11 protein-coding genes and 1 tRNA gene are annotated in these 13,036 nt (G+C 72.8%); 4 read left to right on the forward strand and 8 right to left on the reverse strand.

The features are described 5' to 3' along the window. Positions 1–48: 48 nt before the first annotated feature. A complete protein-coding gene (locus ACFW47_RS04165; protein ID WP_386304687.1) occupies positions 49–1,173 on the forward strand; it encodes an LLM class flavin-dependent oxidoreductase in 1,125 nt (374 codons plus the stop codon). On the opposite strand, the gene ACFW47_RS04170 is transcribed toward ACFW47_RS04165, so the two are convergent. After that, positions 1,149–3,062, reverse strand: coding sequence for a putative bifunctional diguanylate cyclase/phosphodiesterase (locus tag ACFW47_RS04170; RefSeq protein WP_386286011.1), 1,914 nt, complete (start codon positions 3,060–3,062; stop codon positions 1,149–1,151). The genes ACFW47_RS04165 and ACFW47_RS04170 overlap by 25 nt on opposite strands. Before the next feature lie 302 nt (positions 3,063–3,364). Here ACFW47_RS04170 and ACFW47_RS04175 point away from each other — a divergent pair, with 302 nt between their 5' ends. After that, positions 3,365–4,723, forward strand: coding sequence for a M6 family metalloprotease domain-containing protein (locus tag ACFW47_RS04175; protein WP_386286012.1), 1,359 nt, complete (start codon positions 3,365–3,367; stop codon positions 4,721–4,723). A gap of 64 nt (positions 4,724–4,787) precedes the next feature. On the opposite strand, the gene ACFW47_RS04180 is transcribed toward ACFW47_RS04175, so the two are convergent. The 6 genes from ACFW47_RS04180 to ACFW47_RS04205 form a co-directional block, all read right to left on the reverse strand. Next, positions 4,788–4,861: transfer RNA gene (locus tag ACFW47_RS04180), tRNA-Lys, on the reverse strand. Beyond that, positions 4,852–5,463 carry a bifunctional DNA primase/polymerase gene (locus tag ACFW47_RS04185; protein WP_386286013.1) on the reverse strand — a complete coding sequence of 204 codons (612 nt, stop codon included), beginning with the start codon at positions 5,461–5,463 and terminating at the stop codon, positions 4,852–4,854. Before ACFW47_RS04185 ends, ACFW47_RS04180 begins: the two co-directional genes overlap by 10 nt. Before the next feature lie 161 nt (positions 5,464–5,624). Beyond that, positions 5,625–5,975 carry a hypothetical protein gene (locus ACFW47_RS04190; RefSeq protein WP_386286015.1) on the reverse strand — a complete coding sequence of 117 codons (351 nt, stop codon included), beginning with the start codon at positions 5,973–5,975 and terminating at the stop codon, positions 5,625–5,627. Positions 5,976–6,128: 153 nt separating this feature from the next. Further along, the gene (locus ACFW47_RS04195) at positions 6,129–7,685 is read right to left on the reverse strand and encodes a pectate lyase (protein WP_386304689.1); all 1,557 of its coding nucleotides are present in this window, start codon (positions 7,683–7,685) and stop codon (positions 6,129–6,131) included. A gap of 547 nt (positions 7,686–8,232) precedes the next feature. Further along, positions 8,233–8,964, reverse strand: a complete 732-nt coding sequence (locus ACFW47_RS04200) for an aspartate/glutamate racemase family protein (protein WP_386286018.1) — start codon at positions 8,962–8,964, stop codon at positions 8,233–8,235. Continuing rightward, positions 8,961–9,830, reverse strand: coding sequence for a decarboxylase (locus tag ACFW47_RS04205; protein WP_386286020.1), 870 nt, complete (start codon positions 9,828–9,830; stop codon positions 8,961–8,963). The genes ACFW47_RS04200 and ACFW47_RS04205 overlap by 4 nt, the downstream gene beginning before the upstream one ends. A gap of 234 nt (positions 9,831–10,064) precedes the next feature. On the opposite strand from ACFW47_RS04205, the gene ACFW47_RS04210 reads away from it, so the two are divergent. Together ACFW47_RS04210 and ACFW47_RS04215 are read left to right on the forward strand one after the other, a co-directional pair. Next, positions 10,065–11,054, forward strand: coding sequence for a D-2-hydroxyacid dehydrogenase (locus ACFW47_RS04210; protein ID WP_386286022.1), 990 nt, complete (start codon positions 10,065–10,067; stop codon positions 11,052–11,054). Between the two features lie 22 nt (positions 11,055–11,076). Next, complete coding sequence (locus tag ACFW47_RS04215; protein WP_386286023.1) at positions 11,077–12,492, forward strand: amidase; 1,416 nt, start codon at positions 11,077–11,079, stop codon at positions 12,490–12,492. Here ACFW47_RS04215 and ACFW47_RS04220 read toward each other — a convergent pair. After that, complete coding sequence (locus ACFW47_RS04220; protein WP_383278563.1) at positions 12,473–12,967, reverse strand: DUF3830 family protein; 495 nt, start codon at positions 12,965–12,967, stop codon at positions 12,473–12,475. The two genes, ACFW47_RS04215 and ACFW47_RS04220, sit on opposite strands and share 20 nt — an antisense overlap. Positions 12,968–13,036 lie beyond the last annotated feature (69 nt).

The raw sequence follows: 13,036 nt of genomic DNA on the forward strand, positions 1-13,036 counted from the left end.
GTCGCGCAGCGAACGACACCGAACGTGACACCCGGGAGGCACCCCACCATGGCTCCAGACGCCGCCGCAGGCACAGGCACAGGCACCGCAGAGGAGATCCGGGGCACCGCCCACGGCACCGCCCCCGTCCCCCTCTCCGTACTGGACCTGGTGACCGTCGGCGCCGGCCGCACCGCGACCGACGCCCTGCGGACCAGCGTGGACATCGCGCGCCTCGCAGAGAACCGCGGCTTCCACCGGTACTGGGTCGCCGAGCACCACTCGATGCCCGGCGTCGCCTCCTCCTCCCCGGCTGTGATCCTGGCCCACCTGGCCGCCCACACCGACCGCATCCGGCTCGGCTCGGGCGGCGTCATGCTGCCGAACCACGCCCCGCTCGTCATCGCGGAGCAGTTCGGCACGCTCGAAGCCATGGCCCCCGGCCGCGTCGACCTCGGCCTCGGCCGCGCCCCCGGGACCGACGGCGCCACCGCCGCCGCCCTGCGCCGCACCGACCGCCTGAACGAGGGCGCCGACGACTTCCCGCAGCAGCTCGCCGAGCTGATCCGGTTCCTGGACGACGACTTCCCCGACGGGCACCCCTACCGCCGTATCCACGCCGTCCCCGGCCCCGTGCAGGCCACCTCTCCCGGCGGCGTGCAGTCGGCCCACCGGCCGCCGGTGTGGCTGCTCGGTTCCTCCGGGTTCAGCGCCCGGCTGGCCGGCACCCTCGGTCTGCCCTTCGCCTTCGCGCACCACTTCTCCGCGCAGAACACGGTCCCCGCGCTGGACCTGTACCGGGAGTCGTTCCGGCCCTCCGCCGTCCTGGACGCGCCCTACGCCCTGATCGGCGTCTCCGCGCTCGCCACCGACGACGAGAAGGAGGCCCGCCGCCAGGTGCTGGCCGCCGCGCTGAACATGGTCCGGCTGCGCACCGGGCGCCCGGGACTCGTGCCGACGCCCGAGGAGGCGGAGGCGTACGACTTCAGCCCGATGGAGCAGGAGTTCGTCCAGTCCTGGAACTCCAACGTCATCCACGGCACCGCCGACGAGGTGCGGTCCGGCCTCGACGACCTCCAGAAGCGCACCGGTGCCGACGAGCTGATGCTCACCGCCAACGCCCACGGCGGCGACGTGCGCCTGCGCTCCTACGAGCTGATCGCCGACGCCTACGGCTTGCCGACGCCCGCCTGAACCCCGGCCGCGCCGGGCCCGGCGGAGCCCAGCAGGGCGGAGATGCGGTCCGGCGCCACCGGCCGGGAGTACAGCCAGCCCTGACCGGTGTCGCAGCCGATGCGGCGCAGCCGGGTCGCCTGGTCGGAGGTCTCCACGCACTCGGCGGTGACGGTGAGGCCGAGTCGGTGGGCGAGCTGGACCATCGCCTCGACGATGACCTCGTCGGCGGGGCTCGCGGTCGCCGCGTCGGCCTCGGAGGCGGCCGCTCCGGCGTCCGGGACCCCGCCGTCGCGGCCCGCGTCGTACTGGAAGCCCCGTACGAACGCCCCGTCCAGCTTCAGCACCGAGACCGGCAGCCGGCTGAGGTAGGCCAGGTTCGAGTAGCCGGTGCCGAAGTCGTCGATGGCGATGTGGACGCCCATGTCGCTGAGTGCCTTGAGCGCCTGGAGGGGGCGGCCCGCCGAGCCCATGACCGCCGACTCGGTCAGCTCCAGCTGGAGCAGGTGCGGGGCCAGGCCCGTCTCCTCCAGGGTCGCCGCCACGTCCGCCACCAGGTCGGAGTCCCAGACCTGGCGGACCGCCACGTTGACGCTGACGAAGATCGGCGGGTCGTCCGGGTGGGCCAGCTGCCAGCGGCGGGCCTGCCGGCAGGCGGTGCGCAGGATCCAGCGGCCGAGGGGAACGATCGAACCGTCCTCCTCCGCCAGTGCGATGAACCGATTCGGCGCCAGTACGCCGAACTGAGGATGATTCCAGCGGATGAGCGCCTCGACGCCGCGCACCCGGCCGTCCTCCATGCCCACCAGCGGCTGGTACTCCAGCGCGAACTCGCCCCGGTCGATGGCGGGGCGGAGGGTGGCGGCCAGCGCCTGGCGGGTCATGCGGCTGGCGTTGCGTTCGGGGTCGAACAGGGTCCAGCGGGCCCTGCCGTCGGCCTTGGCCCAGTACAGGGTCGTGTCGGCGGCCTGCATCAGGGCGGTGGGCGTGGTCCCGGCGGTGTGGCGTTCCACGACGCCGACGGAGGCGGTGACCGAGAGGCGGCGGTCGGCCACCTCGAAGGGCGCCTGGAGGGCCGCCAGCACGGATTCGGCCAGGTCGGCGAGCTGGTCGGTGCCGGTGGAGTCCTCCACCAGGAGGGCGAACTCGTCGCCGCCGAGGCGGGCGACCAGCGGCGCGCCGGACCGGGCGTGCGCGGCCTCCTCGGCGCAGCGCGTGAGACGTTCGGCGACGGCGGCCAGCAGCCGGTCGCCGACGCGGTGGCCGAGGGTGTCGTTGACGGCCTTGAAGCCGTCCAGGTCCAAGTAGCAGACGCCGATCCGGCCGGTGCCGCCGTGCTCGTACGACTCCGCCTCCAGGGCCGCCGTCAGCCGCTCGAAGAACAGGGCGCGGTTGGGCAGCCGGGTCACCGGGTCGTGCATCTGGAGGTGGCGCAGCCGGGCCTGGAGCTCGCGCCGGGCGCTGATGTCGGCGACCGACAGCAGCAACCCCGGCGCGCCCTCCCCCTCGGTCCCGGCCAGCGGCTCGACCGTCACCTGCACCCACAGGGAGCGCCCGTCGGCCCCCTTCAGGCGCCGGGTGCAGCGCAGTCGGGTCCGGCGGCCGGACAGCACCTCGCGGTACGCCTGCCAGGTGCCGGCGTCGGAGGCGAGGTCGACGAGGTCGGCCGCCGCACGGCCGGTCAGCGCGTCGGGGCCGGTGCCGAGGAGGGTGCCCAGCGTGTCATTGGCACCGGCCACCAGGCCGTCGGCGTCGACGACGGCCATGGCGAGGGGCGCGGCCGTGAAGGCCGACCGGTAGGCCGGGGACCCCGCGCACGGCGCACGAGGAGCCAGGCCGACATCACCCTCTGTGACGGTCGGCCGGTCGAAGTCTGCCGCGGGCGCCGGCCCTTCGGAGGTTCCGTTCACCGCTCGCTCCCGCAGTGCCTCGATCTCTGTTCGTGCTCTGTTCGTGCAGGAAAGTGTGCCGATCATAGAGGCTGGCACGGACCCCTTCCAGCCGCCGCCCCGCGTTCCCGACCGGCCGACCCCCGTGCCAGATCGTTTCTGCTCGCACCTGGACGAGTTCTTCACGCCCCCGACCAGTTGTGACGTTGCGTGAGTGACTCACGGTTGCCGGCCCGGTGACGTCCATCGGAATTCCGGACGGCTCACCCGTCCGGGCCAGGCGAACAGGGCGTAGTACGACAATCGCCCACAAGCTGGGTGCGGTGTCCCGTCAACCGCACCCGGAGGTCCATGTGCCGCGCCAGCTCCCCCTGAGGCGACTTCCGAGGGAGGCCCTCAAGGGGCTCGGTGCGGGCCGCGGCGCGGCGGGAGCGCCCCGCTCCAGGCTGCGCAGTACGGCGGCGGTGTGCACCACGATGTCCGCGCTCGCCGCGACCTCCCTGATCACCGCGCCGTCGGCCGCCGAGCCCTTCTCCCCGGAGCCCTGCGCCCTCCAGCGCACCGAGGTGCACCACTCCGAGGGCCTGAGCACCTGGAACGCCGCCTACCCGAAGCCCGTACGGGCTCTGGACGCGGTGATGGTCTTCCTGTCCTTTCCCGACTCCCAGCCGCTGACCGCGCCGGCCGAGCTCGCCGCCGACCACTTCCCGGCCACCAGCCGCTTCTTCCAGCGCGCCTCCTACGGCAGGTTCACGCTGCGCCCGCACCCGCTGCCCGGCTGGATCCGCATGCCGCGCCCTTCGACGGCGTACGACATACGGCGCGACTGGAGCCCCCGGCACCGGGCCGCCTACCTGCGCGACGCCATCGACGCCGCCGACCGTCACGTCGACTTCTCCCGCTACGACATCGTGTACTTCGTCGCCGACCCGGACGCGCCCGGCGTGGACTCCGACGCCACGAAGGTCGTCAACTTCGACACCCCCCTGCGGGCCGACGGCACCGACATCCGGCGGGTCGTCACCGTCTTCGAGAACCATCCGCCGGACCGGCTGGTCCTGGCCCACGAGACGGGGCACGTCTTCGACCTGCCCGACCTGTACCACCGGCCCGCCGACGACGAGGGCGACTGGGACACCCACGTCGGCGACTGGGACCTCATGGGCAGCCAGTTCGGACTGGCCCCGGACCTCTTCGGCTGGCACAAGTGGAAGCTGGGCTGGCTGGAGCCCCGGCAGGTGGCGTGCGTGCGGGGCGGTGAGCCGGTCCGGCTGACGCTGGAGCCGCTGGGGGCGGGGCCGGGGGTGGTGGTGACCGGCGCCGCGGGAGCGCCCGCCTTCGGCCTCGGCCGCGGTACGAAGCTGGCGGTGGTGCGGACGGGGACGGACACCGTGCTCGCCTTCGAGGCCCGGGGCCCGGTCGGCAACGACGCCGCCGCCTGCCGGGCGGGGGTGCTGGTGTACCGGGTGCACAGCGGGACCCGGTCCGGGGACGGGCCGATCGAGGTCGTCGACGCCCACCCGGACACCGAGGCGTGCTGGGAGGACTCCGTGTACCCGCCTCTCGCCGACGCCCCGGTCGCCCTCGGCGAGAGCTTCACGGTGCCGGGCGAGGGCGTACGGGTCCAGGTGCAGGGGCGGACGGTGTCGGGGGCCTGGACGGTACAGGTCACGCCGGGGTGACCGGAAAGGCCCCTGAGCGTGCGAGAAGGCCCTCCGCCTGAGCGGAGGGCCTTCTCGTCGTCTGTGCGCCGCCAGGGACTCGAACCCCGGACCCGCTGATTAAGAGTCAGCTGCTCTAACCAACTGAGCTAGCGGCGCCTGCTGACGTCGTAGACATTAGCATCCTGGTCGGCGGAGGGAAAAATCGAAATACGTACGGCGGCGCGAGCGGCCCGTACCGCCGCCCACAGCAGCACCTCCGGACCCGGCAGCCAGGGCATACGCGTGTCCGGTGCCACCAGCCAGCGGGAGCCGGTGCGGGCGGGCCCGCCGGCCGGGGCCGGTACCGTCACCGCGTCCCCGGCGCCGTGGCACAGCAGCGGCGGCACCGTGCCCGTACGGCCGCCCTCCCGGCCCCGCGCGCTCCACTCCTCCCACTCCAGCAGCGACGGCAGCCGCTGGGCCGTGCCGGGCGCGGCGAACAGGAGCGTCCGCCCCCGGAACTCCGCCACGGGGCCCGAGCCCGGCCCCTCCTCCCACAGGCGGTCCAGCATCCGGCGGCCGAAGACCGCGGGAACGCTCACCACGTCGAAGGCGGAGCCGCAGGGCAGGACGACCGGGGCCGCGGGCCGCTCCTCCCAGAGCGCGAGCGTGCTGCGCGGGTACGCACCCGCCGAGGCCAGCCAGGCGGCGCCGTCAGCGGTGACGTCCGAGGCGTGGGGCACTGCGTTGAGGGTGACGTTGCGCGTGCTGCTGCTCATGACGCATACATCTACCCGGCGTGAGGACCCGGCTCCGGCGGGTTGCGGGAAACCGGGACAGGAAGGCGGGGCGAGGAGTATCTTGCCCACCCGCGCGGCATATGCGGCTGTGCTAGTCGGTGCCGGTCCGCGCAGTGCGCGCCGGTCCGCGCCGGTCCGCGCTAGTCGGAGTGGGCGCCGCCGCGCATCAGGTCCCGCCCGAACTCCACCATCTTCTTGGCGTAGTCCTCGGTCCACTCGGCCCGCTCGGCGATGTCCGCGGCCGTCAGCCGGTCGAAGCGGCGCGGGTCGGCCAGCTGGGCCGCCGCGACCGCCTGGAACTCCATCGCCCGGTCGGCCGCCGCGCGGAACGCCTGGGTCAGTTCGGTCGCCCGGTCGAGGAGCGCCCGGGGGTCGTCGATCGACTCGAGGTCGAAGAAGTGCTCCGGGTCGGCGGAGGCCTCCGCCGGCTCGAAGAGCAGGGGCGCGGGGCGTAGCCGCGGTTCGTTCCGACGCGGCGCTGGCTCCGCCATGTCTTCTCCTCCTCGTACGGTGCGACGGCCCTCCCCGCGTGGACGGGGGCACCCCGGTGGAGTGGGCCACCGTCCATTGTCCCGCGCCCGCGCAAGTGGGCGTCCGGCCCGGCGGCTGCCGGACCGGACGCGGAGGGGACGAGGACGCCGCCGCTAACCGGCGTAGGTCTCGAACTCGGCGACCTTCGGGGTGCCCGAGGCGCCGGTGATCTGGAAGGTGATCTTCTCCAGGGTGACCGCCGGGAAGGTGATGACGCCCGCTCCGCTGCCGGAGGCCAGGACGGCGCCGGTGTGGTGGTTCACGACCCGGTAGGAGCCGATGGTTCCCTCGGAGCCGGCCGCCTCCCGGATGTTGATCTTCGAGACGGTGGTGGCGGTGCCCCACTTGACCGAGACGGAGCCGGTGGTGCCGGTCGGCGACCAGTAGGTGCTCAGGTCACCGTCGCGGACGTCGCCGTAGCTGGTGCCGTCGGCCTTGCTGGAACCGTCGGAGCCCGCGCCGATGCTGAGGTTGGTCCCGCTGGGCGGATCGGTGGGGTCCGGCGTCGGGTCCGTCGGGTCCGGCGTCGGGTCCGTCGGGTCCGGCGTCGGGTCGGGCGTCTGCGGCGTGCAGTCGCCGTCGGAGACCTTCAGGCCCTTGTTCGCGCCCGCCGTGCCGCTCACCACGCCGGGCACGCAGGAGGCGTCGTCGAGGGTGTAGGAGTACGGGATGGAGACCGTGGTGTTGGACTGCGGGTCGGGGCCGGCCGGGTTGTTGTCCCCCTCCCGCTCGGACCAGGTCACGTTGTCGTAGATGTTGCCGCTGACCTGCCAGGAGCCGGCCTGGTCGGTGTAGAAGGTGCCGAGGACGTCCTTGGAGTCCTCGAAGTAGTTGTTGTCCACCTTGGCCTTGGCGCCGGCCCGGGAGTTGATGCCGGACTCGTTCAGGCTCTTGTAGTGGTTGTTGTACATGTGGGCGATCCCGCCGCGCAGGAGGGGGGCGCGGGAGTCGATGTTCTCGTACAGGTTGTGGTGGAAGGTGACGTAGCCGTTGGAGCGGTCGGACTCGCTGGAGCCGATCAGTCCGCCGCGGCCGGAGTTGCGCAGGGTGCTGTAGGACAGGGTGACGTACTGGGTGTTGTCCTTCATGTCGAAGAGGCCGTCGTAGCCCTCCGACTCCCCGCCCGAGGCCTCCAGGGTGGTGTGGTCGACCCAGACGTTGCGGACGTCGCTCTCCATGCCGATGGCGTCGCCGCCGTTGGAGGTGGGCGAGCCGGACTTCTTGACGTTCCGGACCGTCACGTTCTGGATGATGATGTTGCTGGACTCCCGGATGTGGATGCCCAGCTGGTCGAAGACGGCGCCGCTGCCGACACCGACGATGGTGACGTTGCTGATCTGCTTGAGCTCGATCTTGTCGGCCGCGGTGCTGCAGCTGTCGCCGGACACCTTGGTGGTGTTGCCGTGGTTGATGGTGCCCTCGACCTGGATGGTGATCGGGGTGCTGCTGCTGGCACGGCCGCACAGGGCCTCGTGGATCTGGGTCCCGGTGGTCGCCCGGACCGTCTGGCCGCCCGCGCCGCCGGTCGTGCCTCCGTTCTGGGTCGCGTACCCGGTGGCACCGCGGGCCGCCGCCGCGGCCTCGGGCATGGTCAGCACCACACCGGTCGCCGCCGCGACGGCCAACGTGGCCAGCGCGGCGTGGAGTCGCAGCGCGACTGGTCGTCTCATCCTCGTCTTCCCTTCGGTTTCACATGCCAGAACCGGCACGCTTGTCGCGATCATGTCAATACGACACATGGGAAAGCGCTTTCTGAGCGTGAGAATAGGGCGCACCCCAACACCTGACAAGGGTTCAGTTGAGTTCAGGTAGCCGCATACTGAACATCCACATGAACGGTACCGCCGCCGATGTGCGCCCCGAACAGAGCTGCGGTACGCTCAAGCTGCCTGATCAAGGGGGTCAACCCCCAAGAACCGGCAGTGCGTTGGTGGTCCAAGGAAAGACGCCCCACTTCCCGTGGGGAAATGCAGGTGCAAGGCCTGCCCAGCGCTCGACGAGAACCCCGGCACCGCCTCGGCGGGACCGGGGTTCTTCCGTGTCCGCCGCGCGTTGCAGACACGTACCGCGGGATCGACGGCCACTTCGCGGACGACGGCATCGTCGGTCCCCACACCTGGGGGCAGCAGCGCACACCCTGACCGCACCACGCGACACCGCGTCGGGGGCCGGACCGTTTCGGGTGGCGCCGCGGCCCGGCCCCCGCACGTTCGCCGCTCAGGCCTGCACCACCGGCTCCCGCGTGAACAGCGCGCCCAGTTCCGGGGCGTTGACCCGGCGGTCCGCCAGGCGCAGGCCCTCCCAGACGGTGACCTGGTTGGCCGTGAGGACCGGCTTGCCCAGCTCCTTCTCCAGGGCCGGGATGAGCGCCACCGTGTGCAGGGCCGTGTCCGGCAGGAGGACCGCCTCGGCGTCCGGGCGGTCGGCGGAGCGGGCCAGGGCCAGCACCTCCGGCTCGCCCCAGGTACCGACCTCCGCCGCCGTGATGATCCCGGAGCTGACGACGTCGGTCACCCCGATGCCGGCGGCGCCGAGGAAGTCCGCGAAGAGCCGCGCCACGTCGTCCGGGTAGGTCGCGCCGATCGCGACCCGCCCCGCCCCCAGCTCCTTCGCCGCGTGCACGAAGGCGAAGGAGGTCGAGGAGGCCGGGAGACCCGCCGACTGGGCCAGCGTGCGCACCTGCTCCCGGGCGCCCTCCCAGCCGTGCACGAAGCTGCCGCTGGTGCAGGCCCACACCACCGCGTCGGCGCCGGACAGCCGCAGCTCCTCCACGCCGGCCGCCAGCCGCCGCGGTGAGCCCATCTCCAGCAGCGCGTCCACCCGGTGCGCGTCCTCACCGATGTCCGTGTGCACCAGGTCCACCCGGATGTCGCTGCCCAGGAGCTGCTCGATGCGTGGATAGTCGTCCTCGCCGGAGTGGCCCGGGTACAGGAATCCCAGTGCTGTCATGTCCACCCTTCCTGCTGCTGATCCGTGTCCGGGCCGTCCGAGACGCCCGGCATGTCCGCCACCACGGGTCCGACCGGACCCGCCACGGCGGGACCGGCCGGCCCCGGCACCACGGGACCGGTGCGCGCCGACGGGTCGGTCAGCGCCTGGTACGGCCCCACCGCAGGGGTACCCAGTCGGCGCAGCGCCGCCCACATCGTCACTTGGTTGGCCGAGATCACCGGGATCCGCAGCTCGGCCTCCAGCTGCGGGATGACGTCGTACGTGGGGAGGTTGGTGCAGGAGATGAACAGGGCGTCGGCCGCCCCCTCGCGGGGCACCGCCTGGCGCGCCATGTCGGCCACGTCGCGGTACGGGACCTTCCAGATGTGCCGGGTCAGGCCCATGAAGGCGCAGCCGGTGACGGCGACGCCGGCCTCGGCGACGTACGCCTCCAGCGCCCGGGTCACGGAGACGGTGTAGGGCGTCACCAGCGCGACCCGGCGTACGCCCAGCTCGGCCAGCGCGTCCAGGAGGGCGCCGGAGGTGGTCACGGACGGGACCGCGCCCGCCCAGGTCATCGCCTCGCACATCGCGCGTTCACCGGCGACGCCGCCGACGAAGCTGCCCGAGGTGCAGGCGTAGGCGACGACCTCGGGGGCGATGGCGTTGAGGGTGCGCACCGCCTCGCCGAGCGTCTCGTGTTCGCTGACCATGCGCGCGAGGTCCAGACTGACCTCGACGGGCACAAAAGGGGTTCGGGTCATGTGGAGCGAGACCTCGTCGGGCACCCATCGCCACAGCTCGCGATCGAGTGCGAAGTCGAACGGGGCGACCACGCCGACCCCGCGCTGCGGAGCTGGTCCGCCCAGAAAGGAGATGTCCATGGCACGCACCGACCTCACACTGTGAGAGGGGACGACAACGCACCGTACGCACGGCCGTGTTGACGAAGGTAGGTTCTGGTGCGAGCGTGGTCAATCCGCCCGCGTCATTCCCAGGTCAACAGCCGGTTCCGTCCCCCGTCAACCCGTTCCGAGCACCCGTGCGACGCGCTCTCGCGAACCCCGTGCGACGCACCCGTGCGACCTCCCGTGCGACCCCCGGAGACAGACCCGCCGATGACCACTCCCTCGCACCCGCACCCGCACCCGGCCACGCGCTCGTCCGCGCCCACCGTCCTCGTGCTCGACGCCGAGCCGCCGCCCCGGCTGGGTCGGCTGACCGGCCGGGCGCGGATCGAGCACGCCGACGAGTCGACGCTCGCCGAGCGGCTGCCGCACGCCGACGTGCTGCTCGTGTGGGACTTCACCTCGCACGCCGTACGGAAGGCGTGGCCGGGGGACGGCCCGCGCCCGCGCTGGGTGCACACCGCGAGCGCCGGCGTGGACCACCTGATGTGCCCGGAGCTGGCCGAGTCGGACACGGTGGTGACCAACGCGCGGGGTGTCTTCGACCAGCCGATCGCCGAGTACGTCGCCGCGCTCGTCCTGGCGATGGCCAAGGACCTGCCCACCACGCTGCGGTTGCAGGGCGAGCGGACCTGGCGGCACCGCGAGTCCCTCCGGGTGGCCGGAACCCGCGCCTGCGTGGTCGGTTCCGGGCCGATCGGGCGGGCGATCGCACAGACGCTGAAGGCGCTGGGGATCACGGTCGCGCTGGTCGGCCGCACCGCCCGCCCCGGTGTCCACGGACCCGGCGAGCTGGACCGGCTGCTGGCCCGCGCCGACTGGGTGATCGCGGCGGCGCCGCTGACCGACGACACGCGCGGCATGTTCGACGCCCGGCGGTTCGGCGTGATGCAGCCCTCCGCGCGGTTCGTCAACGTGGGGCGGGGGCAGCTGGTCGTCGAGGACGATCTCGCCGAGGCGCTGACCAGCCGCTGGATCGCGGGGGCCGCCCTGGACGTGCTGAGCCACGAGCCCCTCGCCGCCGACAGCCCGCTGTGGGAGGTACCGGACCTGGTCATCTCGCCGCACATGAGCGGGGACACCATCGGCTGGCGGGACGAACTCGGGGCGCAGTTCGTCGAGTTGTTCGAGAGCTGGGCGGCCGGCGAGCCACTGGCGAACGTGGTCGACAAGAAGCGCGGATACGTGCCCGGACACTGACGTCCCTGGAAACGGAGGGTGCATGACCGACCTCACGGAGCTGACCGCAGTACAGCTCGTCAACGGCTATCGCAAGGGTGCTTTCAGCCCTGTCGATGTCACCCGGTCGGCCCTGGAGCGGGCCGAACGGATCCAGCCGGAGCTGAACGCGTTCGTCCGGCTGACCGGCGAGGAGGCGCTGGAGCAGGCCCGGCGGTCCGAGGAGCGGTGGCGGCGCGGGGAGCCGGGCGGGCGGCTGGACGGGGTGCCGGTCACCGTGAAGGACATCCTGCTGACGCGGGGCCACCCGACCCTGCGCGGCTCCCGGGCGGTGTCACCGGACGGTCCGTGGGACGAGGACGCGCCCTCCGTCGCCCGGCTGCGCGAGCACGGCGCCGTGTTCGTCGGCAAGACGACGACGCCCGAGTACGGCTGGAAGGGCGTCACGGACTCACCCCTGTCCGGCGTGACCCGCAACCCGCACGACCCTAGCCGCACGGCGGGCGGCTCCAGCGGGGGCGCGGGGGCGGCCGTCGCGCGCGGGGCGGGTCCGCTGGCGCTCGGTACGGACGGCGGGGGCAGCGTGCGCATCCCGGCGTCCTTCTGCGGGATCTTCGGCCTGAAACCCACGTACGGCAGGGTGCCGCTCTACCCGGCGAGCGCGTTCGGCACCCTCGCGCACGTCGGCCCGATGACCCGGGACGCGGCGGACGCGGCGCTGATGCTGGACGTGATCGGCACGCCCGACGCCCGGGACTGGTCGGCGCTGGGCCCGGCGCCCGGGTCGTACACGGACGCGCTCGCCGGAGGGGTGCGGGGCCTGCGGGTGGCGTACTCGCCCTCGCTCGGCGGGCAGGTGGCGGTGCGCCCCGCGGTGGCACGGGCGGTGCGGCGCGGCGTGGAGCGGCTGGCGGAGCTGGGTGCGTACGTGACGGAGACCGACCCGGACTTCACGGACCCGGTGGACGCCTTCCACACCCTGTGGTTCAGCGGGGCCGCCCGGGTGGTGCAGCACCTGAGGGCGGGGCAGCGGGAGCTGCTCGACCCGGGGCTGCGGGACGTCGTCGGCGCGGGGGCGCGGTACTCGGCGCTGGACTACCTGGCCGCGGTGGACGTCCGCATGGAGCTGGGCCGGCGGATGGGCCGCTTCCACGAGGCGTACGACGTGCTGGTCACGCCGACGCTGCCGATCACGGCGTTCGAGGCGGGCGCCGAGGTGCCCAAGGGCTCGGGGCACCGGCGGTGGACGGGGTGGACGCCGTTCACCTACCCGTTCAACCTGACCCAGCAGCCCGCGGCGACCGTGCCGGTGGGCACCGACGGGGACGGGCTGCCGATCGGTCTGCAACTGGTGGCGGCCCGCCACCGGGACGACCTGGTCCTGCGGGCCGCGCACGCGCTGTACGAGACGGGCCTGCCCGCCTCGCGTCCGGCTTCGCCTACGCCCGCCGGAAGCTGAGGGTCTCGCCCGCCGCTCCCGTGCGCCACAGGTCGTTGCAGGCCTCGGCCATCGCGTCGAGGCCCTCGGTGACGCGGCCCCAGACGGTGCCGGGCACCCAGCCGACGTCTCCGTTGAGGAGCAGGTTGTTGCGCTCGTAGAACAGGGCGAGGTCGACGAGGGTGGTGCCCGGCCGGACCTCGCGGTCGTAGCCGTACGCCTTGGTGCCCAACTCGGCGCCCGCGAAGGCGAAATAGCACAGGTCGCCCGGAATGGGCGTCACGGTCGGGTTCTCTAGTGGCGGTTCGGATGCCGCGAAAGGCGGAAAGAGGGCATAGATCTCGTTACGGGCGTATTTGGCGTGATACACGTCGCCGCCCAGGGGGAGCGCGTCCCAGACCGCCGCGCAGGTGATCGGGGCCCGGTCGTCCAGCAGTTGGGCCCGGCAGGTGATTCCGCGTTTGACCAGCGAGACTTCGATGTAGCGATCAGCCATGCCCTCCATGGCAGTGCCCCGGGGCGCCGCGGTCAAGGGCGCCGGGCCGAGGTATCGGACTGAAAAAGA

Origin of the sequence: Streptomyces sp. NPDC058796 (genome assembly GCF_042745235.1) — a bacterium.
GTDB lineage: Bacteria > Actinomycetota > Actinomycetes > Streptomycetales > Streptomycetaceae > Streptomyces.

Coding starts and splice junctions, on each gene's coding strand:
- ACFW47_RS04190 (WP_386286015.1), bottom strand. CDS start 5,975: ATGGCGGAGCCAGCGCCGCGTCGGAACGAACCGCGGCTACGCCCCGCG.
- ACFW47_RS04220 (WP_383278563.1), bottom strand. CDS start 12,967: ATGGCTGATCGCTACATCGAAGTCTCGCTGGTCAAACGCGGAATCACC.
- ACFW47_RS04165 (WP_386304687.1), top strand. CDS start 49: ATGGCTCCAGACGCCGCCGCAGGCACAGGCACAGGCACCGCAGAGGAG.
- ACFW47_RS04185 (WP_386286013.1), bottom strand. CDS start 5,463: ATGAGCAGCAGCACGCGCAACGTCACCCTCAACGCAGTGCCCCACGCC.
- ACFW47_RS04210 (WP_386286022.1), top strand. CDS start 10,065: ATGACCACTCCCTCGCACCCGCACCCGCACCCGGCCACGCGCTCGTCC.
- ACFW47_RS04205 (WP_386286020.1), bottom strand. CDS start 9,830: ATGGACATCTCCTTTCTGGGCGGACCAGCTCCGCAGCGCGGGGTCGGC.
- ACFW47_RS04200 (WP_386286018.1), bottom strand. CDS start 8,964: ATGACAGCACTGGGATTCCTGTACCCGGGCCACTCCGGCGAGGACGAC.
- ACFW47_RS04195 (WP_386304689.1), bottom strand. CDS start 7,685: ATGAGACGACCAGTCGCGCTGCGACTCCACGCCGCGCTGGCCACGTTG.
- ACFW47_RS04215 (WP_386286023.1), top strand. CDS start 11,077: ATGACCGACCTCACGGAGCTGACCGCAGTACAGCTCGTCAACGGCTAT.